Source organism: Enterobacter sp. YSU (assembly GCF_016082135.1).
GTDB lineage: Bacteria > Pseudomonadota > Gammaproteobacteria > Enterobacterales > Enterobacteriaceae > Enterobacter > Enterobacter hormaechei_C.
Genome location: NZ_CP059487.1, coordinates 3,858,557 through 3,881,292, shown reverse-complemented (window position 1 = coordinate 3,881,292; position 22,736 = coordinate 3,858,557). Strand labels below are relative to the sequence as shown.

25 protein-coding genes are annotated in these 22,736 nt (G+C 53.6%); 13 read left to right on the top strand and 12 right to left on the bottom strand.

Annotation, left to right across the window (positions count from 1 at the left end; genetic code table 11):
- Positions 1 to 3 precede the first annotated feature (3 nt).
- The 5 genes from trpCF to yedF all read left to right on the top strand — a co-directional run bounded on the left by trpCF (position 4) and on the right by yedF (position 4,991).
- The gene (trpCF, locus tag H2Z33_RS18660) at positions 4 to 1,362 is read left to right on the top strand and encodes a bifunctional indole-3-glycerol-phosphate synthase TrpC/phosphoribosylanthranilate isomerase TrpF (protein WP_063134656.1); all 1,359 of its coding nucleotides are present in this window, start codon (positions 4 to 6) and stop codon (positions 1,360 to 1,362) included.
- Positions 1,363 to 1,372: 10 nt separating this feature from the next.
- Complete coding sequence (trpB, locus tag H2Z33_RS18655; protein ID WP_003856780.1) at positions 1,373 to 2,566, top strand: tryptophan synthase subunit beta; 1,194 nt, start codon at positions 1,373 to 1,375, stop codon at positions 2,564 to 2,566.
- The gene (gene trpA, locus H2Z33_RS18650) at positions 2,566 to 3,375 is read left to right on the top strand and encodes a tryptophan synthase subunit alpha (RefSeq protein ID WP_017384225.1); all 810 of its coding nucleotides are present in this window, start codon (positions 2,566 to 2,568) and stop codon (positions 3,373 to 3,375) included. Before trpB ends, trpA begins: the two co-directional genes overlap by 1 nt.
- 174 nt (positions 3,376 to 3,549) lie before the next feature.
- Positions 3,550 to 4,761 (top strand): selenium metabolism membrane protein YedE/FdhT, encoded by a 1,212-nt coding sequence (yedE, locus tag H2Z33_RS18645; protein WP_023296721.1) that lies wholly within the window; start codon positions 3,550 to 3,552, stop codon positions 4,759 to 4,761.
- Positions 4,758 to 4,991, top strand: coding sequence for a sulfurtransferase-like selenium metabolism protein YedF (yedF, locus tag H2Z33_RS18640; RefSeq protein WP_003856774.1), 234 nt, complete (start codon positions 4,758 to 4,760; stop codon positions 4,989 to 4,991). The genes yedE and yedF overlap by 4 nt, the downstream gene beginning before the upstream one ends.
- A 286-nt stretch (positions 4,992 to 5,277) precedes the next feature.
- Here the strand turns inward: yedF and ompW are convergent, their stop codons facing one another.
- A complete protein-coding gene (ompW, locus tag H2Z33_RS18635) occupies positions 5,278 to 5,910 on the bottom strand; it encodes an outer membrane protein OmpW (protein ID WP_023303840.1) in 633 nt (210 codons plus the stop codon).
- Between the two features lie 282 nt (positions 5,911 to 6,192).
- Between ompW and H2Z33_RS18630 the strand changes: the two genes are divergently transcribed.
- The 5 genes from H2Z33_RS18630 (at position 6,193) to yciA (ending at position 10,779) form a co-directional block, all read left to right on the top strand.
- The gene (locus tag H2Z33_RS18630; protein ID WP_017384228.1) at positions 6,193 to 6,597 is read left to right on the top strand and encodes a YkgJ family cysteine cluster protein; all 405 of its coding nucleotides are present in this window, start codon (positions 6,193 to 6,195) and stop codon (positions 6,595 to 6,597) included.
- A 25-nt stretch (positions 6,598 to 6,622) separates the two neighbouring features.
- Entirely contained in the window at positions 6,623 to 7,366 is a 744-nt protein-coding gene (locus tag H2Z33_RS18625; protein WP_063134657.1) for a YciC family protein, read from the top strand.
- A gap of 13 nt (positions 7,367 to 7,379) precedes the next feature.
- A complete protein-coding gene (locus H2Z33_RS18620; RefSeq protein WP_003856762.1) occupies positions 7,380 to 7,919 on the top strand; it encodes a septation protein A in 540 nt (179 codons plus the stop codon).
- A 180-nt stretch (positions 7,920 to 8,099) separates the two neighbouring features.
- Positions 8,100 to 10,286, top strand: a complete 2,187-nt coding sequence (locus H2Z33_RS18615; RefSeq protein WP_063134658.1) for a TonB-dependent siderophore receptor — start codon at positions 8,100 to 8,102, stop codon at positions 10,284 to 10,286.
- Between the two features lie 97 nt (positions 10,287 to 10,383).
- A complete protein-coding gene (gene yciA / locus H2Z33_RS18610) occupies positions 10,384 to 10,779 on the top strand; it encodes an acyl-CoA thioester hydrolase YciA (RefSeq protein WP_003856759.1) in 396 nt (131 codons plus the stop codon).
- Positions 10,780 to 10,817: 38 nt separating this feature from the next.
- Here the strand turns inward: yciA and tonB are convergent, their stop codons facing one another.
- Positions 10,818 to 11,546 carry a TonB system transport protein TonB gene (gene tonB / locus H2Z33_RS18605; RefSeq protein ID WP_017384230.1) on the bottom strand — a complete coding sequence of 243 codons (729 nt, stop codon included), beginning with the start codon at positions 11,544 to 11,546 and terminating at the stop codon, positions 10,818 to 10,820.
- Between the two features lie 221 nt (positions 11,547 to 11,767).
- Between tonB and H2Z33_RS18600 the strand changes: the two genes are divergently transcribed.
- A complete protein-coding gene (locus H2Z33_RS18600) occupies positions 11,768 to 12,064 on the top strand; it encodes a YciI family protein (RefSeq protein ID WP_003856755.1) in 297 nt (98 codons plus the stop codon).
- A gap of 33 nt (positions 12,065 to 12,097) precedes the next feature.
- Here H2Z33_RS18600 and leuE read toward each other — a convergent pair whose 3' ends face one another.
- From leuE to H2Z33_RS18585, 4 genes are all read right to left on the bottom strand, one after another.
- Entirely contained in the window at positions 12,098 to 12,733 is a 636-nt protein-coding gene (gene leuE, locus H2Z33_RS18595; protein WP_063134659.1) for a leucine efflux protein LeuE, read from the bottom strand.
- A 67-nt stretch (positions 12,734 to 12,800) separates the two neighbouring features.
- Complete coding sequence (locus tag H2Z33_RS18590; RefSeq protein WP_017693314.1) at positions 12,801 to 13,211, bottom strand: Exc2 family lipoprotein; 411 nt, start codon at positions 13,209 to 13,211, stop codon at positions 12,801 to 12,803.
- 11 nt (positions 13,212 to 13,222) lie between these two features.
- Positions 13,223 to 13,348: a KPN_01571 family protein gene (locus tag H2Z33_RS23610; RefSeq protein WP_208971014.1), complete on the bottom strand. Its 126-nt coding sequence runs from the start codon at positions 13,346 to 13,348 to the stop codon at positions 13,223 to 13,225.
- 118 nt (positions 13,349 to 13,466) lie between these two features.
- Positions 13,467 to 13,640 carry a YciY family protein gene (locus H2Z33_RS18585; protein ID WP_017384232.1) on the bottom strand — a complete coding sequence of 58 codons (174 nt, stop codon included), beginning with the start codon at positions 13,638 to 13,640 and terminating at the stop codon, positions 13,467 to 13,469.
- Between the two features lie 143 nt (positions 13,641 to 13,783).
- On the opposite strand from H2Z33_RS18585, the gene cls reads away from it, so the two are divergent.
- Both cls and H2Z33_RS18575 read left to right on the top strand, forming a co-directional pair.
- Complete coding sequence (cls, locus tag H2Z33_RS18580; RefSeq protein WP_003856750.1) at positions 13,784 to 15,244, top strand: cardiolipin synthase; 1,461 nt, start codon at positions 13,784 to 13,786, stop codon at positions 15,242 to 15,244.
- Between the two features lie 33 nt (positions 15,245 to 15,277).
- Positions 15,278 to 15,607 carry an HI1450 family dsDNA-mimic protein gene (locus H2Z33_RS18575; RefSeq protein ID WP_003856748.1) on the top strand — a complete coding sequence of 110 codons (330 nt, stop codon included), beginning with the start codon at positions 15,278 to 15,280 and terminating at the stop codon, positions 15,605 to 15,607.
- 31 nt (positions 15,608 to 15,638) lie between these two features.
- Here H2Z33_RS18575 and H2Z33_RS18570 read toward each other — a convergent pair whose 3' ends face one another.
- The 6 genes from H2Z33_RS18570 to oppA all read right to left on the bottom strand — a co-directional run bounded on the left by H2Z33_RS18570 (position 15,639) and on the right by oppA (position 22,102).
- Complete coding sequence (locus tag H2Z33_RS18570; RefSeq protein WP_003856745.1) at positions 15,639 to 16,475, bottom strand: ion transporter; 837 nt, start codon at positions 16,473 to 16,475, stop codon at positions 15,639 to 15,641.
- Between the two features lie 45 nt (positions 16,476 to 16,520).
- Entirely contained in the window at positions 16,521 to 17,525 is a 1,005-nt protein-coding gene (gene oppF, locus H2Z33_RS18565; protein ID WP_063134660.1) for a murein tripeptide/oligopeptide ABC transporter ATP-binding protein OppF, read from the bottom strand.
- A complete protein-coding gene (locus tag H2Z33_RS18560; RefSeq protein ID WP_017384234.1) occupies positions 17,522 to 18,535 on the bottom strand; it encodes an ABC transporter ATP-binding protein in 1,014 nt (337 codons plus the stop codon). Before H2Z33_RS18560 ends, oppF begins: the two co-directional genes overlap by 4 nt.
- Before the next feature lie 11 nt (positions 18,536 to 18,546).
- On the bottom strand, positions 18,547 to 19,455 hold the full coding sequence (gene oppC, locus H2Z33_RS18555; RefSeq protein ID WP_003856740.1) for an oligopeptide ABC transporter permease OppC: 909 nt from the start codon (positions 19,453 to 19,455) through the stop codon (positions 18,547 to 18,549).
- Between the two features lie 12 nt (positions 19,456 to 19,467).
- The gene (gene oppB / locus H2Z33_RS18550) at positions 19,468 to 20,388 is read right to left on the bottom strand and encodes an oligopeptide ABC transporter permease OppB (protein WP_003856738.1); all 921 of its coding nucleotides are present in this window, start codon (positions 20,386 to 20,388) and stop codon (positions 19,468 to 19,470) included.
- An 82-nt stretch (positions 20,389 to 20,470) separates the two neighbouring features.
- The gene (gene oppA, locus H2Z33_RS18545) at positions 20,471 to 22,102 is read right to left on the bottom strand and encodes an oligopeptide ABC transporter substrate-binding protein OppA (RefSeq protein WP_003856736.1); all 1,632 of its coding nucleotides are present in this window, start codon (positions 22,100 to 22,102) and stop codon (positions 20,471 to 20,473) included.
- Positions 22,103 to 22,736: the final 634 nt, after the last annotated feature.

The following is a 22,736-nucleotide window of genomic DNA, read 5'->3' as shown; positions in this document are numbered from 1 at the left end:
ATAATGCAGACCGTTTTAGCGAAAATCGTCGCCGATAAGGCCATCTGGGTGGAAGCCCGTAAGCAACAGCAGCCGCTCGCCAGTTTTCAGAATGACGTCGTTCCGAGCAGCCGTCGTTTTTATGATGCGCTCCAGGGCGCGCGTACCGCGTTTATTCTGGAGTGTAAAAAAGCGTCTCCGTCCAAAGGCGTGATCCGCGACGATTTCGACCCGGCGCGTATTGCCGGTATCTACAAGCATCATGCGTCTGCCATTTCTGTGCTGACGGATGAGAAATATTTCCAGGGCAGCTTCGATTTTCTGCCCGTTGTCAGCGGCATCGCGCCGCAGCCGATTCTGTGCAAAGACTTTATTATCGACCCGTATCAGATCTGGCTGGCGCGCTTTTACCAGGCAGATGCCTGCCTGCTGATGCTCTCCGTTCTGGATGACGAGAAGTATCGCCAGCTCTCCGCCGTCGCGCACAGCCTGAATATGGGCGTGCTGACCGAAGTGAGCAACGAAGAGGAGCTGGAGCGTGCCATCGCGCTGGAAGCCAAAGTGGTCGGCATTAACAACCGCGACCTGCGCGACCTGTCGATTGACCTCAACCGTACGCGCCAGCTTGCGCCGCGTCTGGGCGCGGGCGTCACGGTGATCAGCGAATCCGGGATTAACAGCTACGCTCAGGTGCGCCAACTCAGCCACTTTGCCAACGGTTTCCTGATCGGCTCCGCGATGATGGAACACGACGATCTTAATGCGGCCGTGCGCCGCGTGCTGTTGGGTGAGAACAAAGTCTGCGGCCTGACCCGTGAACAGGATGCGCAGGCCGTATATGAAGCGGGCGCAATCTATGGTGGTCTAATCTTTGTCGAGTCCTCTCCTCGCGCAGTAAATGAAGAACAGGCGCGCAAGGTGATCGCGGCTGCGCCACTGAGCTACGTGGGCGTGTTCCGCAATGCGGATATTAACGACGTTGCGGCAAAAGCGGACGCGTTATCCCTGAGAGCGGTCCAGCTGCACGGCGATGAAGATCAGGCGTACATCGATGCTCTGCGACATGTTCTGGCGCCTCAGGTTCAGATCTGGAAAGCGCAAAGCGTTGGCGCCACCCTGCCCGCGCGTAACCTGAAGCATGTTGATAAATACGTGCTCGACAACGGCCAGGGCGGCACGGGGCAGCGTTTTGACTGGTCACTGCTGCGTGGCGAAGTGCTGGACAATGTCCTGCTGGCAGGGGGATTAAGCCCCGATAACTGTGTGGAAGCGGCCAAAACCGGCTGCGCCGGCCTCGATTTCAATTCAGGCGTAGAGTCCCAACCGGGCATTAAAGACGCCAGCAAGCTGGCATCGGTATTTAAAACTCTGCGTGCATATTAAGGAAGAGAAGATGACGACATTACTTAACCCGTATTTTGGTGAGTTCGGTGGGATGTATGTCCCACAAATCCTGATGCCCGCGCTGCGCCAGCTGGAAGAAGCGTTCGTGAGCGCACAGAAAGATCCGGCGTTTCAGGCGGAGTTTACTGACCTGCTGAAAAACTACGCCGGTCGTCCGACGGCGCTGACAAAGTGCCGCAACCTGACCGAAGGCACTAAAACTACGCTGTATCTTAAGCGTGAAGATCTGCTGCACGGTGGCGCGCATAAAACTAACCAGGTGCTTGGCCAGGCGCTGCTCGCGAAGCGGATGGGTAAAACCGAAATCATCGCCGAAACCGGCGCTGGGCAGCACGGTGTGGCCTCAGCGCTCGCCAGCGCCCTGCTCGGTCTGAAATGCCGCATTTACATGGGGGCGAAGGACGTTGAGCGCCAGTCGCCAAACGTGTTCCGTATGCGTCTGATGGGGGCGGAAGTGATCCCGGTGCACAGCGGTTCTGCCACGCTGAAAGATGCCTGTAATGAAGCGCTTCGCGACTGGTCTGGCAGCTACGAAACCGCCCACTACATGCTCGGTACCGCCGCGGGCCCGCACCCGTTCCCGACCATCGTGCGTGAATTCCAGCGCATGATCGGCGAAGAGACTAAAGCGCAGATCCTCGAAAAAGAGGGTCGCCTGCCGGATGCGGTGATCGCCTGCGTTGGCGGCGGATCTAACGCCATCGGCATGTTTGCCGATTTTATCGACGAAACCAGCGTTGGGCTGATTGGCGTTGAGCCTGCCGGCCACGGCATTGAAACGGGCGAGCATGGTGCGCCGCTGAAGCATGGCCGCGTGGGGATCTACTTCGGCATGAAGGCCCCGATGATGCAGACCGATGAAGGGCAGATTGAGGAGTCTTACTCAATCTCTGCCGGGCTGGATTTCCCGTCCGTAGGGCCGCAGCACGCGTTCCTCAACAGCACCGGCCGCGCGGATTATGTCTCCATCACCGATGACGAAGCGCTGGAGGCCTTCAAAACGCTGTGCCGCAATGAAGGGATCATCCCGGCGCTGGAGTCTTCCCACGCGCTGGCGCACGCGCTGAAAATGATGAAGGAAAACCCGGAAAAAGAGCAGCTGCTGGTGGTAAACCTTTCCGGTCGCGGTGACAAAGATATCTTCACCGTTCACGATATTCTGAAAGCACGAGGGGAAATCTGATGGAACGCTACGACAACGCATTTGCACAACTGAAAGCTCGCCAGGAAGGCGCCTTCGTTCCCTTCGTGACGCTGGGCGACCCCGGCCCGGAGCAGTCGCTGAAGATTATCGACACCCTGATTGATGCCGGTGCCGACGCGCTGGAGCTCGGTATTCCGTTCTCCGATCCGCTGGCGGATGGCCCGACCATTCAGAACGCAACGCTACGCGCGTTTGCCGCGGGCGTGACGCCGAGCCAGTGCTTTGAAATGCTGGCGGCGATCCGTCAGAAGCACCCGACCATTCCGATCGGCCTGCTGATGTACGCCAACCTGGTGTTCAGCCGCGGTATTGATGCGTTTTACGCAGAGTGCGCCCGCGTGGGCGTTGACTCCGTGCTGGTGGCTGACGTGCCCGTTGAAGAGTCTGCGCCATTCCGTCAGGCGGCAATGCGCCACAACGTCGCGCCGATTTTCATCTGTCCACCGAATGCCGATGACGATCTGTTGCGCCAGATTGCCTCTTACGGACGAGGTTACACCTACCTGCTCTCCCGTGCGGGCGTCACCGGTGCGGAAAACAAAGCCGCGCTGCCGCTGCATCATCTGGTGGAGAAGCTGGCAGAATACCATGCTGCACCGCCGCTTCAGGGCTTTGGCATTTCCTCACCGGATCAGGTTACTGCGGCGATTGACGCGAAAGCCGCCGGAGCCATTTCCGGTTCGGCTATCGTGAAAATCATCGAGAAGAACGTGGATAAGCCAGAGCAGATGCTAACTGAGTTACACGCATTCGTCACATCCATGAAAGCGGCCACGCGCAAGGCGTAACCGTTAACACCGTCTGGCCCCGGCGTCAGGCGGTTTTCCCTTCTATCTTCCTGAAAGAAGCAGGTCAAAATTGATCCTGTCGATATTTTCGGTGTGAATGACTTTCCAAACTTTCGCGTAAGCGTATGATCTGGGCACTTTTTAGCGTTACCCTTCTGAGTTCAGAGGTTATTCATGTCATGGCATTCCTTCAAACAGACTTACCTGGTTAAGTTCTGGTCACCTGTTCCGGCCGTTATCGCGGCAGGCATTCTCTCTACTTATTATTTCGGTATTACCGGCACCTTCTGGGCTGTTACGGGCGAGTTTACCCGCTGGGGTGGGCAGCTATTACAGCTGGCAGGTGTCCATGCCGAAGAGTGGGGCTACTTCAAACTGATCCATCTTGAGGGCACACCGCTGACCCGCATCGACGGGATGATGATCATTGGCATGTTCGGCGGCTGTTTTGCGGCCGCGCTGTGGGCCAACAACGTTAAGTTGCGCATGCCGAAAAGCCGCATCCGCATTATGCAGGCCGTGGTCGGCGGCATCATTGCCGGGTTTGGCGCCCGCCTGGCGATGGGCTGTAATCTGGCCGCGTTCTTTACCGGTATTCCGCAGTTCTCGCTGCATGCCTGGTTCTTTGCCGTCGCCACCGCCATCGGCTCCTACTTCGGTGCTAAATTCACCCTGCTGCCGCTGTTCCGCATTCCGGTGAAAATGACGAAAGTTAGCGCTGCCTCTCCGTTAACGCAAAAACCCGATCAGGCGCGTCGTCGCTTCCGCCTCGGTATGCTGGTCTTTTTTGCCATGGTTGCCTGGGCGATTTGCACGGCGATGAATCAGCCAAAACTCGGCCTGGCCATGCTGTTCGGCGTCGGTTTTGGTCTGCTGATTGAACGCGCGCAGATCTGCTTTACCTCCGCGTTTCGCGATATGTGGATCACCGGACGAACCATGATGGCGAAGGCGATCATTGCCGGTATGGCCGTGAGCGCGATCGGCATCTTCAGCTACGTTCAGCTCGGCGTGGAACCGAAAATCATGTGGGCGGGCCCAAATGCCGTCATTGGCGGGCTGCTGTTTGGTTTTGGCATCGTGCTGGCGGGCGGGTGTGAAACCGGCTGGATGTATCGCGCTGTGGAAGGCCAGGTGCATTACTGGTGGGTGGGTCTGGGTAACGTGATTGGCTCTACCATTCTGGCCTACTACTGGGATGACGTCTCTCCGGTACTGGCAACAAACTGGGACAAGGTCAACCTGCTGAATACCTTTGGTCCACTCGGGGGGCTCCTGGTGACCTATGCCCTGCTGCTTATCGCCTTCTTACTGGTTGTTGCACAAGAGAAGCGCTTCTTCCGACGCGCCACCGCCAAAACTGAAACTCAGGAGAATGCCGCATGAAAGAGATCGTGCCTGATTATCGTCTCGATATGGTGGGTGAACCTTGCCCTTACCCGGCCGTCGCCACGCTTGAAGCGCTACCGCAGCTAAAGAAAGGTGAAATTCTGGAAGTGGTGAGCGATTGCCCCCAGTCGATCAATAACATTCCTCTTGATGCCAAAAATCACGGCTATACCGTGCTGGATATCCAGCAGGACGGACCAACCATTCGTTATTTAATTCAGAAGTGACTTCACGATCTAAAAAGGCCTCTCAGAGGCCTTTTCTAGTTTACTGGCTTTGGCCACCGTCGTCGTCTGAGCTTCGGCAGGCATGAATGAATGGTGAGACGTGTTCCGCAAACGGAACAGATAGCACCGTGAGGTAGGCTATGTGCTGGGCTGAACGTCGTGAACTGAAACTGTTTACCTGCACAAACCGGACACTCAAATTTGATGTTGGGGATATCCCCTCCAGCCAGGTGTATGGAACAACCACCATACAGCAATCACCGGCTGACAGGGGATATATCTTCTGTCAGAAACGATAGCCTGCTGAGAACATAAATACCCACGGATCCAGTCGGGTATTGATACTTTGCTGCTGCCCGCCAGCTTTAAAGCGCACGTCCGTATCAATGTCCATATACCAGACCGAGGCGTTGATCAGCCAGTCACGGTTAATCAGATAATCCAGACCAACCTGCCCCGCCATACCCCACGAGTCTTTCAGGCTGAGATCGGAGAGCCCGGCCTTTTTACCGGTATCGTTAAATTTCTCATCAAAGAAGGTGGTGTAGTTAACCCCTGCACCAATATAAGGGCGCACCTTGCTGCTGGAATCGCCGAAGTACCACTGCGCCATCAGCGTTGGTGGCAAATGGTGAACCGTGGCAATGTCCCCGGTCGGTCCTAAACCGACGCGGTGACGGAATGGCGTGGCGGCTAAAAGCTCGACGCCAACGTTATCCGTTGCCATATACGTAAACGTCAGGCCTAACTGGGTGTTATTGCTGACGTTAAACCCGCCCATACCCAGTACATTATCGGACCCTTCCGTTGGACGTACCGTTGCCGAACCGGCACGAATAAAGAATTCGCCTGCTTCATGCGCGTACGCGCCGCCAGAGAGACTGCTTAAGATAAGGGCTGCCACCGCTAATTTTTTCATATCCGCTCCATCGTTGTGGTTTTAATTGCGGAGGAGAATATACTCACAAATGAGTAATAAGTGATCTAACACAGATCACATTAAAACCAGTAAGTTAACATTCATTGATCTAGGTTAATTTTTGGTGACACCTCATAAAGCAATAAGTTGTTACCGCGTCAATTTTTGGCATCTCATGGTTACAAAATTTTCTGTTTTCCCTCTCTTGCGCTTCCTGTAGCGGCTGGATAATTTATCGCTCTCACAATGTGATTTGATGCGTTCTACTTTTGCAGGTGTGCCATGAGTGATCATAACCCGTGCATGACGTGCGGAGCCTGTTGTGCGTATTTTCGAGTCTCTTTCTACTGGGCTGAAGCCAGCGATGGCGGCGGCACCGTTCCGGTTGATCTCACTGAACCCTTAACCCCTTTTCTGCGCTGTATGCGCGGCACCAACCAAAAACAGAGCCGCTGTGTGGCACTGCAAGGTGAGCCTGGGGTATCCACCCGCTGTTCCATTTACGCGGATCGCCCCAGCCCGTGTCGCACTTTCGCGATGTCGGGAGAGGATGGGCAGGTCAATGAGGCATGCAATCGCGCCCGCGCCCGCTATGGATTACCGCCGCTTTACAAAGATATGCTTTTCCATACAAGCCTTGATGCTGCCACCAGCGTGTTATCCGGTGTACAATTGCCGGCTAATTAACACCTGCAATACTCAAGGAGAGTGCATGTCTATCACGGCGAAGTCTGTCTACCGTGACACGGGAAATTTTTTCCGCAATCAGTTCATTACCTTTTTACTGATCGCGTTGTTGTGCGCCTTTATTACGGTGGTGCTGGGTCATGCGTTCTCACCCAGTGATGAACAGATTGCCACGCTGAGCCAGGGGGATCATCTTGCAGGCAGCGCAGGGTTGTTTGACCTTGTGCAGAATATGACGCCAGAGCAACAGCAAATCTTGCTGCGCGCATCTGCGGCATCTACCTTCTCGGGCCTGATTGGCAACGCCATTCTGGCGGGTGGCGTGTTGCTGATGATCCAGCTGGTGTCTGCCGGCCAACGCGTCAGCGCGTTACGTGCAATCGGGGCCAGCGCTCCGGTGCAGCCAAAACTGTTTATTCTCATCTTCCTGACCACGCTACTGGTCCAGATGGGGATAATGTTGGTTGTCGTTCCGGGCGTGCTGCTGGCTATCGTGCTTTCATTCGCGCCAGTAATGGTTGTGCAGGACAAAATGGGCATTTTCACCGCCATGCGCAGCAGCATCAGGCTCGCATGGGCCAATATGCGACTGGTCGCCCCGGCCGTTATCAGCTGGCTGCTGGCCAAAACTCTGCTGTTGCTGTTTGCGCCGAATTTTGCGGTGTTAACGCCAAACGTCGGAGCGGTTGTCGCCAATACGCTGAGCAATCTGATTTCAGCCGTGCTGCTGGTCTATTTGTTCCGCCTGTACATGTTAATTCGTCAGTAACTGGGATCGCAGAATGAAGCAGTTTCTTGATTTTTTACCGCTGATCGTATTTTTCGCTTTTTATAAGCTGTACGACATTTATGCCGGCACGCTGGCGCTGATTGTGGCAACGGCTGTGGTGCTGATTTACAGCTGGGTTCGCTATCGCAAAGTTGAAAAGATGGCGCTCATCACCTTCCTGATGGTGGCGGTGTTTGGAGGTCTGACGTTGTTCTTCCACAATGATGAATTTATCAAATGGAAGGTCACGGTGATTTACGGCCTGTTTGCGGGCGCACTCCTCATCAGCCAGTGGGTGATGAAGAAGCCGCTGATCCAGCGCATGCTGGGGAAAGAACTGACCCTGCCGCAGGCTGTGTGGGGGCGTCTGAATATCGCCTGGGCACTATTTTTTATTCTGTGTGGTCTGGCGAATATCTATATCGCATTCTGGCTGCCGCAGAATATCTGGGTCAACTTCAAGGTGTTTGGCCTGACGGCGCTGACTCTTATCTTCACCCTGCTCAGCGGCGTTTATATTTATCGCCACATGCCGCAGGATGACAAGCACTGATCCTTCTGGCCAGATCGCCACGCGGTCTGGCCTCTTTTCCCGCCTTCTCTTTTCTCTACATCCTTCCTGCGAAAATGTCTGAATCATGAAGATTTTATGGAGATTGCTGTCACTTTATTGTAATGAGAATGACTATCATTAATATTCGTCATCGCATTTTTAACAAATGGAAATGAGTTGATGAATAACATAATAAGATTTGCCCCGGCTACACTTACGCTCGCCATTCTTTCAACGCTTTATCAGAGCGCACACGCAGCGGAAGATCCTCTAGCCGATGGTGAAACAATGGTTGTTCAGGCCACCGCTGAAGAGGCGCTGAAGCAACAGCCGGGGGTTTCCATCATCACGGCAAAGGACATAGAAAAGGATCCACCGGTGAACGATCTTTCTGAAATTATTCGCAAAATGCCCGGGGTTAACCTCACCGGAAACAGCGCGACAGGCAGCCGCGGTAACAACCGCCAGATCGACATCCGCGGTATGGGGCCGGAGAACACGCTGATTCTGATTGACGGTGTGCCGGTGACGTCACGTAACTCGGTGCGCTACAGCTGGCGCGGGGAGCGCGACACCCGCGGGGATACCAACTGGGTTCCGCCAGAGATGGTTGAGCGCATTGAAGTGCTCCGGGGACCTGCTGCCGCCCGCTATGGTTCGGGGGCGGCCGGCGGCGTCGTCAACATCATTACCAAACGCCCGACCAACGACTGGCACGGCTCGCTCTCCCTGTACACTAACCAGCCTGAAAATGATAAAGAGGGAGCGACGAAACGCGCTAATTTTGATCTGAGCGGCCCCCTTGCGGGCGATGCGTTAACGATGCGCCTGTACGGGAATATCAACAAAACTGACGCAGATGCTCAGGACATCAACACCGCGCAAAACGGTTCTTACGCCGCCGGACGTGAAGGCGTGCGCAACAAGGACATTAATGCCCTGCTCTCCTGGAAACTCAAGCCACAGCAGATTATCGATTTCGACTACAGCTACAGCCGCCAGGGCAATATCTACGCGGGTGATACTCAATACAGCAACAGCAACGTCAGCCCTGACGGTCTGGTGTCGTCCCTGTATGGACACGAAACGAACCGAATGTACCGCCAGTCTTATGGCATTACGCACAACGGCATCTGGGACTGGGGTCAGTCAAAGTTCGGTGTTTATTATGAAAAGACCAACAACACCCGCCTGGAAGAAGGCTCTACGGGCAAAGTTGAGGGGATGATCAATAGCGATAAATACGATACCAGCCGGCTGGAGTCATACCGTTCAACGGGTGAACTGAACATGCCTTTCTTCTGGCTGGTCGAACAGACGCTAACCGTGGGTGCAGAATGGAACCGTGATGAACTGAACGATCCGGCCTCAATGCAGGCGACAAATGTGTCGGGAGAAGTGATTAACGGCGTTCCCGGTACGGCTTCTGAGCGCAACAGCAAAAACAGCGCTGACCTCACTGGCATCTATCTTGAGGACAATATTGAAGCGCGCCAGGGCACCAACCTGATCCCAGGGCTCCGCTTTGATTATCACAATCAGTTTGGCAGCAACTGGAGTCCTAGCCTGAACCTCTCTCAGGATTTGGGTGACATGTTCAAGGTTAAAGCGGGTATCGCTCGGGTATTTAAAGCGCCAAACCTGTATCAATCCAGCGAAGGCTATCTGCTTTCCACCCGCGGCAATGGCTGCCCGAACAACGTTTCCGAAGGAAGCTGTTACCTGTTAGGTAATCCGGATCTGGATCCTGAAATCAGCGTGAACAAAGAGATTGGCCTGGCCTTCGCGCTGGAAGGCTACGAGGCTGGCATAACCTGGTTCCGCAACGATTACAAAAACAAGATTGTTTCGGGAACGGATGTGCTGGGCCAGACAAGCAGCGGCGCAAATATCCTTCAGTGGCAGAACGGAGGAAAGGCTGTTGTTGAGGGGCTGGAAGGCAACCTCACCGTCCCGGTTATTCGCGACACGCTAACCTGGCGTACCAATGCGACGTATATGATTCAGTCTGAAAGTAAGGACACCGGCAACCCTCTGTCGATTATCCCAAAATATACCGTCAACACGATGCTCGACTGGCAGGTTAACAGCAAACTTTCAGCGAACCTTAGCTGGACGATGTATGGCCGCCAGAAGCCAAGAGAAAATGCTGAAATCCGCAAAGAGCAGAATGCGATGTCAGATAAAGAGATTGGCGCCTATTCCATCGTTGGGATCGGTAGTAACTATCAACTGACAAAAGATCTCCGCCTGAATGCCGGGATCAGCAACCTCTTTGATAAGCAAATTTACCGAGAAAATGACGGTGCATCGACCTATAACGAACCAGGCCGTGCGTATTACGCCGGCGTGACCCTGTCCTTCTGACCCTCTGGCGCCTGCTCTGCGGGCGCTAACCCTATTCTCTCCAGCCAGAAATCATAGTAGCATCCCGCCTGAAGTCTTCAGTTACGAGTTTAAAACAATGACAACAAATGACGCCCCACAGGGCGAACTGGTTTTACGCACACTGGCAATGCCTGCGGATACGAATGCCAATGGCGATATTTTTGGTGGCTGGTTGATGTCGCAGATGGATATGGGCGGTGCAATCCTGGCAAAAGAGATTGCACACGGGCGCGTGGTGACAGTCCGGGTCGATGGCATGACCTTCCTGCGCCCTGTCGCGGTGGGGGACGTGGTGTGCTGTTACGCACGCTGCGTAAAACGCGGCAATACGTCTGTCTCCATCAACATTGAAGTATGGGTGAAAAAAGTCTCTTCTGAGCCGATTGGTCAGCGCTATAAGGCGACGGAGGCATTATTTATCTATGTGGCGGTGGATAGCGACGGTAAGCCCCGCCAGCTCCCACGGAGCTGATCCTCAGGTAAAAAAAAGCCTCCTTGCGGAGGCTTCTTTTATTCCATCTGTGCCCCGCCGTTCAGGCGGAAGACAATGTTCACAATCAACCCATTGCCGGGTTTACCGGCTTCATAGCGCCACCTGCGCATGGCCGATTTAACTTCGCGTTCAAACATATTCGCCGGCTGTGCGGACAGGATTTCCACGTTATCGACACGTCCATCGGCCGTAACGTCGAATTTCACCCGTACACGCCCTTCAATACGTAACGCCTGAGCACGTGCCGGGTACTGCGGCTGGTTACGGCTCAGCGCGCGCGGGCCCGCGGGCGCCGTTACCGTCGGTTTTGTCGCGGTCGTGGTGTTATTCATCAGCGGACGTGACGGGGCGGCATTTTCAACCGGCTGCGTGGCGCGTGGCTCAACCGGACGCACTTCGCGTTTCGGACGCTCTTCCACCTTTTTGACCGGCTTGGGTTTTGGCTTCGGCTTAGGTTTCGGCTCCGGCTTATGGATCACTACCGGTGCTTCTTTCGGCGGTTCAGGAACCGGCTCGGGCTCTGGCTCCGGCTCGGGTTCAACAACGGGCTGTGGCGGCGGCGGCGCAACCTGCGGCGGCTCAAGATCCGCAGGCGATACCATGGTCACAGAAATTGGCTGCGCTGGCGCCGGCATTTCAATAACCTGATGAACCGAGGTATAGAGCAGACCCGCCACGACAGCACCGTGAATAACGACGGAAAGCAGCGTCGGCCATGGAAAGCGGCGAGGTAAATCAAGGGTCATCGAAGTCATAATCATCAACGTTAAAAAACCGAACCTCGATTTTAAATGCAAATAGCAATCATATTCAATAAGACACTTTGTCCTGGCGCAATTTAAGCGTACATGAGGGCAAAAAAGGGGCATCCAGATCAGGGTTTTAACATTGTTATTATCTTTACATTGCAGTCATTTGTGCTTTCACATAACGTAATTGTCACTTTTACCGGTTAAGGAGCTTTGCCGTGCTTTACGTGATTTACGCTGAAGATGTACCTGATTCTCTGGAAAAACGTCTTTCCGTTCGCCCTGCTCATCTGGCGCGTTTACAGTTGCTACAGGATGAAGGTCGGTTGCTGACCGCAGGCCCGATGCCTGCCGTTGACAGCAACGATCCGGGCGCGGCGGGTTTTACCGGCTCCACGGTGATTGCCGAGTTTGAATCTCTGGAAGCCGCGCAGGCCTGGGCAGAAGCAGACCCGTACGTCGCAGCCGGCGTGTACGAGAAAGTCACGGTTCGTCCGTATAAAAAAGTATTCTGAAACGAAAGGCTCCCTCGGGAGCCTTTTCTTCATTCAGTGCAGCGACGCCAGCCTCGCCGCAAATCCGACAAACAGCAGACCTATCAGCCCGTTCCCCAGCTTCGCCAGTTTCTTTTTGGTTTTGAGGTAACGCGTGACAAACGCGCCTGAGAAAATCAGGAAGCTCATGTACATGAAGCTGATCAGCTCAAGCGTTGTGGCGAGGATCAGGAACGACGTGCCGGTATTCTTCGCATTGACATCAATGAACTGCACGAAGAACGACACGTAAAAGAGAATCGCTTTCGGGTTCGTCAGGCTCAGCACCAGCGAACGCTTAAGGATTGCGCTTGCCGGTTCGGCGCTACTTTCGTGCGCATTTTTTTGACGCGTCATAACGGACCAGAGCATTTTTCCGCCCAGCCACAGCAGATAAAACGCGCCCAGATAGCGGACAATATTAAATAAAACCGGAGTGGTCTGGATCAACGCGGCGACGCCCGCCCAGGTCAGAAACATCAGCACGGCATCACCAATAAACACACCGGTGGCTGCCAGATAGCCTTTCTTAACGCCGTGGCCAATCCCTGTTTTCAGCACAAACAAGGTGTTCGGTCCTGGAACCAGCACGATAAAAAATGCGCCGACAACATAGGTCCAGAAATTCAGTACACCAAACTCCGCAAACACGTCTCACTCCTTTCGCTCAAAAACAGCGGGGATACCGGTAATTACGGTATCCCCTGAATCAGTTGCGCTATTGTACGCCGTTATAGCCATCAAGATAAGTCGCGGCCAGTTCGTTACCAAATAATATGGCGTCTTTACTGTCCATGTCCGAAGACCATTTATCCTTCGCGTTGCCTGCGAACAGTTCCTGCGACTTCGCATTTTCTTTTAGCTGATCGCGAATGCTTTGCGCGTATTCACTGGCTTCAGCCTGAGTCCGCCCTTCCGCGCGGTCAGCTTTGCCCCGGGCATAAAGCTCGCGGAACTGCGCCACGTTCAGCTGATAATTTTTCTGCACGCTGGAGGTGTAATTGCCGCCAGTAAAGCTGGACTGATGCGACACGAAATAAAACGCGTGCCGTTCGGGTGAGGTTTTGCTGCTGGCACAACCGCTTAATATCGCAATCCCAAAGAGTGCTGCCATTACTTTTCCGTTCATCCTTTTTTCCTTTAATAAAAATGTATTCCCCATGCGAAAACATAATCTGCCAATGAGGAAAATGACGAAAGTCCTAAATCTTCCCTGAGCGCATCCAGCGCCAAAAGTACAATAAAAATCCAGAGATAAGGATTCATCTTTTAATATCATGACGTTATGGGGACTTAGTATATCGCGGAAAGCGGATGGGAACAGACTGCAAAAATTGATAGCCTGGATGTTTAATGGGCACCTTTACGGTGCCCTTCATGCTTTTCAGATGTCCTGGACCGCGAACAACAGCGCGTTACGGTGTCTGTTCAGGCCACATTTTCTGATGGCGTGGATACGCATATTGCGGCGGGATTGTGCTTCCAGCCAACGAGCCTTACGACGACTCACCTGTCGCAACATGCGCCAGCGCCCAACTTCAGTTCTACTGCGCTTCATGTCTACAACTCTTTCTCTAACAGAGATGCCATTATATGCCTAAGCAGGCGGCAAACCAGCGCTTTTATCTGCCGTTTTTATTTGCCAGATGAATCCTGATGCGTAAACTCATAACAATACGCTTTCAAAAGGATTTTTTATTTATGACAACCTTCTACACCGTGGTGAGTTGGCTGGTCATTTTAGGATACTGGCTGTTAATTGCCGGGGTGACGTTGCGCATTCTGATGAAACGCAGAGCGGTACCTTCCGCCATGGCCTGGCTTCTGATTATCTACATTCTGCCGCTGGTGGGCATCATCGCCTATCTCTCTTTCGGTGAACTTCATCTGGGTAAACGCCGCGCCGAACGCGCCCGCGCCATGTGGCCCTCCACGGCGAAATGGCTTGCCGACCTTAAAGCCTGCAAGCATATCTTCGCTGAAGAGAACAGTAGCGTGGCCGCATCTCTGTTCAAGCTGTGCGAACGCCGCCAGGGGATTGCTGGGGTAAAAGGCAATCAGTTGCAACTGATGACCTCTTCTGATGATGTGATGCAGGCGCTGATCCGTGATATCCAGCTCGCCCGGCATAATATCGAGATGGTGTTTTATATCTGGCAGCCGGGCGGCATGGCGGACCAGGTCGCCGAATCGCTAATGGCCGCTGCACGTCGCGGTATCCACTGCCGCCTGATGCTGGACTCCGCCGGCAGCGTGGCCTTTTTCCGTAGCCCGTGGGCAGGCATGATGCGCAACGCCGGTATAGAGGTGGTCGAGGCGCTAAAAGTGAATCTTTTCCGCGTCTTTCTGCGCCGCATGGATCTCCGCCAGCACCGGAAAATGGTTCTGATCGATAACTACATCGCCTACACCGGCAGCATGAACATGGTTGACCCCCGCTTCTTCAAGCAGGATTCCGGCGTGGGGCAATGGATCGATTTGATGGCACGGATGGAGGGACCGATCGCGACCTCAATGGGCATCGTCTACTCCTGCGACTGGGAAATTGAAACCGGTAAACGCATTCTTCCCCCGCCGCCGGATGGCAATATCATGCCGTTTGAGGAAGCCAGCGGGCACACTATCCACACTATCGCCTCCGGTCCTGGCTTCCCGGAAGATCTGATCCATCAGGCACTGCTGACCGCCGCGTACTCCGCGCGGGAATATCTGATCATGACCACGCCCTATTTCGTTCCCAGCGACGACCTTCTGCATGCCATCTGTACAGCGGCACAGCGCGGAGTGGATGTGAGCATTATTATGCCGCGCAAGAACGATTCGCTTCTGGTGGGATGGGCAAGCCGCGCGTTCTTTAGTGAGCTGCTGGCCGCAGGCGTTAAAATTTATCAGTTCGAAGGCGGGCTGTTACACACCAAGAGCGTGCTGGTGGACGGAGAGCTGAGCCTGGTGGGTACCGTCAACCTCGATATGCGCAGTCTGTGGCTGAATTTTGAAATTACGCTGGTCATTGATGACGCCGGGTTCGGTGGCGATCTGGCAGCGGTTCAGGACGATTATATCTCCCGCTCACGCCTGCTGGACGCCAGACTCTGGGCGAAACGTCCGCTGTGGCAGCGAATTGCCGAACGACTGTTTTACTTCTTTAGTCCGTTGCTGTAAAACGTGCCCAACGATGTTTAACAGGTAGTCATCATGGAAATGGATCTGAACAATCGCCTGACCGAAGACGAAACGCTCGAACAGGCCTACGATATTTTTCTCGAGCTGGCGGTCGATAATCTCGACCCTGCTGACGTCATTCTTTTCAACCTGCAATTTGAAGAGCGTGGCGGTGCTGAGCTGTTCGATCCGGCTGAAGACTGGGCCGAACATGTCGATTTTGATCTCAACCCGGACTTCTTCGCCGAGGTGGTGATTGGCCTGGCAGATGAAGACGGCGGAGAAATTAACGACATCTTTGCCCGCGTCCTGCTGTGCCGCGAGAAAGATCACAAACTGTGCCATATCCTCTGGCGCGAATAATAAAAAAGGCTGCCCGCGCAGCCTTTTTTATTTAATCCGGTAAGGCATTTCCACAGCGGTGACAAAACCGCGCGCCGGGTTCATGATTCCCCTGCTGACAATTCGGACATTTGCGTTGCTGCTTGCTGTTCTGGAAGGCGCTGCTCATATGGGTGGTAATTAACCCCGTCGGAATCGCTATCACAGAATAGCCGATCAGGATAAGAACCGATGCCACAATACGTCCGAGCGGCGTATGCGGGGTAATATCGCCATAGCCCACGGTGGTCACCGTGACGATAGCCCAGTAAACAGACGCATTAAGCGTGGTAAACCCGTATTTCGGCCCTTCGATTAAATACATCAGGGAGCCAAAAACGATCATCACGATAGCAATAAACGAATAGAAGAGAATCAGCTGGTGGCGGGCGCTGACAATGGCAACCCAAAAAACCCGCAGCGACGGCATAAAGCGCAGCAGTTTGAGAATCCGTAACACACGAATCGCCCGCATTGCACGCCAGGCAAACACATAATTCAGGCTGATCTCAGGCCACAGCCACATGACATACAGCGGCAGGATGGTGGCTAAATCAATAAATCCCCAGAAGCTGAAAACGTATTTCGCCGGATTTGGCCAGCTAATGACCCTCAGCACATATTCCGCAGTAAACACCAGCGTGACAATCAATTCCAGCCAGACGAAAACGTGCCACTCCTCATACGTCATGTGGTACTGCGTTCCGGCGCCGGATTCGATAAAGATAATAATGACGCTAATCAGCGCAAATAAACCACACAGACCTTCGAAGCGGCGACCGGAAACCGTTTCAGGATCAAATAAAAGGTGATACAGCCGCTGACGGGCCGACGTGAATAATCGCGACACATTAACCTCGAAAAATAAGGGCTGACATCATGTCAGCCCTTGCGATTATAACGGGTCTACTTTCAGGCAGGAAACCGCATGTCGGAAACTGCCCTCCAGAACCGGCCGTGTTTTTGCACATTCTGGCCCGGCTATTGGGCATCGAGTACGGAATACGCAGCCTGAAGGCGGGTTGATTGGCGAAGGCAGTTCACCTTCCAGAAGCTGAATGTTTTTATTTTTTTCCAGATCGGGGTCCGGAACGGGAACCGCAGACATCAGCGCTTTGGTATAAGGGTGCAGAGGATTGTGGTACACCTCATCATACGTGCCCAGCTCCACGGCGTGGCCCAGATACATGACCAGCACACGGTCCGAAATGTGTTTTACCACCGCCAGATCGTGGGCGATGAAGATCAGCGACAGCCCCATTTCCCGTTGCAGTTTTTGTAGCAGGTTAACCACCTGGGCCTGGATGGAAACGTCCAGCGCCGAAACCGGCTCATCACAGATAATCAGTTTTGGTTCAAGGATCAACGCGCGTGCGATACCGATACGCTGGCACTGACCGCCGGAAAACTCGTGTGGGTAGCGGTTGATGAGGTTAGGCAGCAGACCCACCTTGAGCATCATCGCTTTCACCCGATCGCGAATTTCCTGGCGCGGCATCTTCGGATGATAGGTGCGCAGCGGCTCGGCAATGATTTCGCCAATGGTCATACGCGGGTTCAGGGACGCAAGTGGATCCTGGAAAATCATCTGGATGTCGCTGCGCACGTCGCGCCATTCATCCGGCTTCATCCCCAGCAGATCTTTGCCAAGCCAGGCCACTTTCCCGTCGGTGGCCTTCACCAGGCCGATGATCGCACGCGCAAACGTCGATTTGCCGCAGCCGGATTCGCCTACCACGCCCAGGGTCTCGCCTTCGTACAGGCGTAGCGTGACGCCATCCACCGCTTTCAGGGTTTTGGCAGGCTGCCAGAACCACTGTTTACCGTCTTTGATATCGAAATGGACCTTCAGGTCAGCGATTTCGAGCAGCACATTTCTTTTTTCGTCGATCGCGTTCATACCAGCTCCTCCAGCGGCTTAAAGCAGGCGCGCAGACGGCCTGGGGCAAACGCTTCCAGCGGCGGTGCGCTGTTACAGATTTCCATCGCATGCGGACAACGCGGCTGGAACGGGCAGCCTTTTGGCAGACGCAGCAGGTTAGGCGGGTTGCCCGGGATAGTCAGCAGCGACTCCCCTTCCGCATCAAGACGCGGAACGGCATTCAACAGCCCGATAGAGTACGGATGGGCTGGCTGGTAGAACACATCGCGGGCATTACCGTATTCCATCGTGCGGCCTGCATACATGACTAACACTTTGTCGCAGATCCCGGCAACGACGCCTAAATCGTGGGTGATCATAATGATGGCGGTGTTGAACTCGCGCTTCAGCTCGTTCAGCAACGTCATGATCTGCGCCTGAACGGTCACGTCCAGGGCGGTGGTTGGTTCATCAGCGATCAGCAGTTTTGGCCGGCAAAGCAATGCCATCGCGATCATAACGCGCTGACGCATACCGCCGGAAAACTCGTGCGGATACATGCGCATGCGCTTGCGTGCTTCAGGCATTTTCACCGCATCCAGCATTTTGACGGACTCTTCAAACGCTTCGGCTTTACCCAGCCCCTTGTGGAGCATCAGCACTTCCATCAGCTGTTCGCCCACCCGCATATAGGGGTTCAGGGACGTCATCGGATCCTGGAAAATCATTGAAATCTGCTCGGCGCGCAGCTTGTTCAGCTCATGTTCCGGCAAATTCAGGATCTCTTTCCCGTTAAACGTCGCCGAACCGCCGATCACGCCGTTTGACGCCAGCAGGCCCATCAGCGCGAATGCGGTCTGGGATTTACCGGAACCGGATTCGCCCACAATGCCCAGCGTTTCACCGGCACGCAGGTCGAAGTTGAGATCGTTAACGGCAGTAACATCACCGTCGGGGGTTTTAAACGTCACGCGGAGGTCTTTAACGTCCAGCAGTGCGCTGGTTCGCTGTTGCGCCTGTGGCGCGGTTGCCGTTTCAATAATGGTCATGACGGCGCTCCTTAACGGTCTTTCGGGTCGAGGGCATCACGCAGGCCATCGCCGATAAAGTTGAAACAGAACAGGGTGACGACCAGGAAGCCCGCCGGATACAGCAGTAACCACGGTGACACTTCCATGGAGTTTGCGCCATCACTTAACAGAGCGCCCCAGCTACTCAACGGCTCCTGCGTACCTAATCCCAGGAAGCTCAGGAAAGATTCAAACAGGATCATACTTGGCACCAGCAGAGAGGCGTATACCACCACCACGCCCAGCACGTTAGGAACGATATGACGCACCACAATATTGGCGGTAGAAACGCCACCAACCTGTGCGGCTTCGATAAACTCCTTACGTTTGAGGCTCAGCGTCTGGCCGCGCACAATACGCGCCATATCCAGCCAGGACACCATCCCGATCGCCACGAAGATTAGCAGGATATTTTGACCAAAGAAGGTCACCAGCAGAATGACGAAGAACATGAACGGGAAGGAGTTCAGGATTTCTAGCAGACGCATCATCACGGAGTCCACTTTCCCGCCGAGGTAACCGGAAAGCGAGCCGTAAAGCGTGCCGACAATCACCGCCACCAGCGCCGCCGCGATGCCAACCATCAGGGAGATACGGCCGCCAATCGCCACACGCACCAGCAAATCACGCCCGGAGGAGTCGGTGCCGAAATAGTGCCCGGATTCCATATCCGGCGCGCTGGACATCATGCCCCAGTCCGTATCGAAATAGGTGAACTGAGAGAGCATTGGTGCCAGGGTTACGAACAGCGCGATAAGCACCAGCACGACCAGGCTGGCAACGGCGGCACGGTTATGCATAAAACGACGGCGGGCGTCCTGCCAAAGGCTACGACCTTCGACCTCCAGCTTTTCACTGAAGTTTTCCAGCGCCTCGCTGTTTTTCTTACTCAACATCATGGCGTGCTCCAGTTAGTAACGGATTTTCGGGTCGATAACGGCATACAGCACATCGACAACGGCATTAAACAGAATGGTCAGCGCGCCCACGAGGATCGTCAGGCTCAGCACCAGCGAATAGTCACGGTTAAGCGCCCCGTTAACAAACAGCTGCCCGATGCCCGGCAGACCATAAATGGTTTCAATCACCATTGAACCCGTGATAATGCCGACGAAAGCCGGACCCATATAGGAGAGTACCGGTAACAGTGCAGGCTTGAGGGCATGACGGAAAATAATCCGGCGCATCGGCAGCCCTTTCGCACGGGCGGTACGGATGAAGTTCGAGTGCAGGACTTCAATCATTGAACCGCGAGTAATACGGGCGATGCTGGCGATGTAGGCCAGAGATAATGCCACCATCGGCAATATCATGAACTTCAGCGCCCCGCCGTTCCAGCCGCCCCCGGGAAGCCATTTCAGGGTTATGGCGAATATCATGACCAGCAACGGCGCGACAACGAAGCTGGGGATAACCACCCCGGTCATTGCGACCCCCATTACGGCGTAATCCCATCGGGTATTTTGTTTTAGCGCAGCGATAACGCCCGCAGTGACACCGAGAACAACGGCCAGGATAAATGCAGCAGCCCCTAATTTAGCCGATACCGGGAAGCTGGACGCCACCAGGTCGTTAACGGAATAGTCTTTATATTTAAATGACGGACCAAAATCACCGTGTGCAAGCTGCTTCAGATAGTTGAAGTACTGCGTGGTGATAGGATCGTTTAAATGGTATTTCGCTTCGATGTTGGCCATAACTTCTGGCGGAAGCGTGCGTTCACCGGTAAAAGGACTGCCCGGTGCAAGACGCATCATGAAGAAGGAAATTGTAATTAGAATAAATAACGTTGGAATCGCTTCAAGACAGCGACGCAGGATAAATTTCAACATTGCCCGTACCTTCTGGCGTGTGCCTGATGAATGTTACAAAATAGACACAGTGGGGCAAGCTCGCTCGCCCCACGTATTGCCATTAATGCTTGATAATATAAAGATTCTTAACGGAAATATTATCCAACGGGTCTTTACCGGTATAACCCCCTACCCATGGTTTCACCAGGCGGGCGTTAACGTAGTAGTAAACCGGAACGATCGCAGAGTCTTTATCGAGCTGTTGTTCTGATTTCGCGTACAGATCGGCGCGCTGGGCGTCATCTGCCACCTTCAGGGTTTCGCCAATCAGCTTATCAAACGCCGGGCTCTTATAGTGTGCGGTATTGTTCGAACTGTCGCTCAGCATGGTGTTCAGGAATGAGGTCGGTTCGTTATAGTCCGCACACCATCCTGCACGAGCCACGTCAAAGGTTCCCTGGTGGCGCGTATCGAGGAAGGTTTTCCATTCCTGGTTTTCCAGCTTCACGTTCACGCCGAGGTTTTTCTTCCAGATTGACGCGACGGCAATAGCCAGCTTTTTATGCAGATCGGAGGTGTTGTACAACAGGCTAAAGGTCAGCGGCTTGTCGGCGGTATAGCCAGCTTCAGCCAGCAGTTTTTTCGCTTCTTCGTTACGTTTTTCCTGGGACCATTTGAACCATTCAGGTTCAACCAGCTTCATACCGTCGGTGTAAGGCGGGGTGTAGCTGTAAGCCGGCAGGTCGCCCTGATTCTTCACTTTATTCACGATAATGTCGCGATCCAGAGCCAGCTTCAGTGCGGTACGAACACGTACGTCGGTGAACGGTGCTTTCTGGTTGTTAATTTCGTAATAGTAGGTGCACAGATACGGATCGACGTGAACTTCTTTAGGGATCTCTTTTTTCAGCTTCTGGAACAGTTCAATCGGCATATTGTTATAGGTCATGTCGATTTCACCGCTGCGGTAGCGGTTTACGTCCGTCACTTCAGAAGAGATTGGCAGGTAGGTGACCTGATTGATAACGGTCTTCGCATTATCCCAATACTGCGGGTTGCGCTCCAGCACCATACGTTCGTTAACGACCCAGTCCTTCAGCTTATATGCACCGTTGGTCACGATATTCGCAGGCTGCGTCCATTTTTCACCAAATTTTTCTACTGCGGATTTTGGTACCGGGGAGACGGACGGGTGAACCAGCAGCTTATAGAAGTACGGAACAGGTTCGCTCAACGTCACTTCAAAGGTGTTGGCATCGATGGCTTTTACGCCCAGGTCGGTAACTGGCTTTTTACCCGTGATGATGTCATCGATATTGGCAATATGGCCATACTGGAGGTAACTCGCATACGGGGAGGCGGTATTCGGATCCGCCAGACGCTGCCAGCTATAGACGAAATCTTCGGCGGTAACCGGCGTACCGTCAGACCATTTCGCATCTTTACGCAGATGGAAGGTCCAGACTTTAAAATCTTTGTTGTCCCATTTTTCCGCCACGCCCGGAGCCGGGTGGCCGTCTACGTCAGTCACCAGCAGACCTTCAAACAGATCGCGGTTAACGTTAGACTCTGGAACACCTTCAATTTTGTGCGGATCAAGAGACTGCACTTCCGCACCGTTATTACGTACCAGCGTTTGCTTCTCAGCCAGCTGAACACCAGCAGGAACGTCCGCTGCCATTGCAGCGTTGCCCGCGATTAGCGCAGTTAAAATCCCCGCCGCTACCAGACTTTTTTTTGTGATGATGGACATTGTGTTGATACTCCACTCATTATAATGACCGGCCTTCGCCAGTTGTGTAATCCCCTGTTGGGGCCTGTACAGCGCAGGAGTTTTTTTTGCTACTGTCAGGTTCTTTTTTTACTTCTTGCTATCACCGACTTCATTATTACTGACCGCTCGTACGGCGGTCTTGCGTCGATTCTTTACACCTCTCCCCTGTCAGAGAGATGCGTTGGATATCTTATGTGAGGGCTATATGAAAATAGTTCTCATCAACTTGTTTAATGCTGCAAAATATAAGGCCGGAAAGTACCAAATGGTGCCATCTCTCGCCAATACATTTTGCAAATTTGTTAAGCATTTCTCTTTTACGATGGCTGGCATAACTATGGTGCCAACCCTGGCTTACGCCGAAATCAACAAAAAGAGATGTAATTCATACAGATAAGAAATTTTGTTGCTACAAACGCGGCGACAAAGCTTAGCTGAACGATTTTTCACGATAATTTAACAATTGATTATTATTTAGCACATTCGTCTGAGTCAGCGTCGAAATTACTAATATCATTTCGGTTATCTGTCAGCAAGCCCCAGAGTATCATGTGAGTAAAATAACAGAGGGTTTGAGGGATTTATGCGCGGCAAGGGGAAATGAAAATAAACA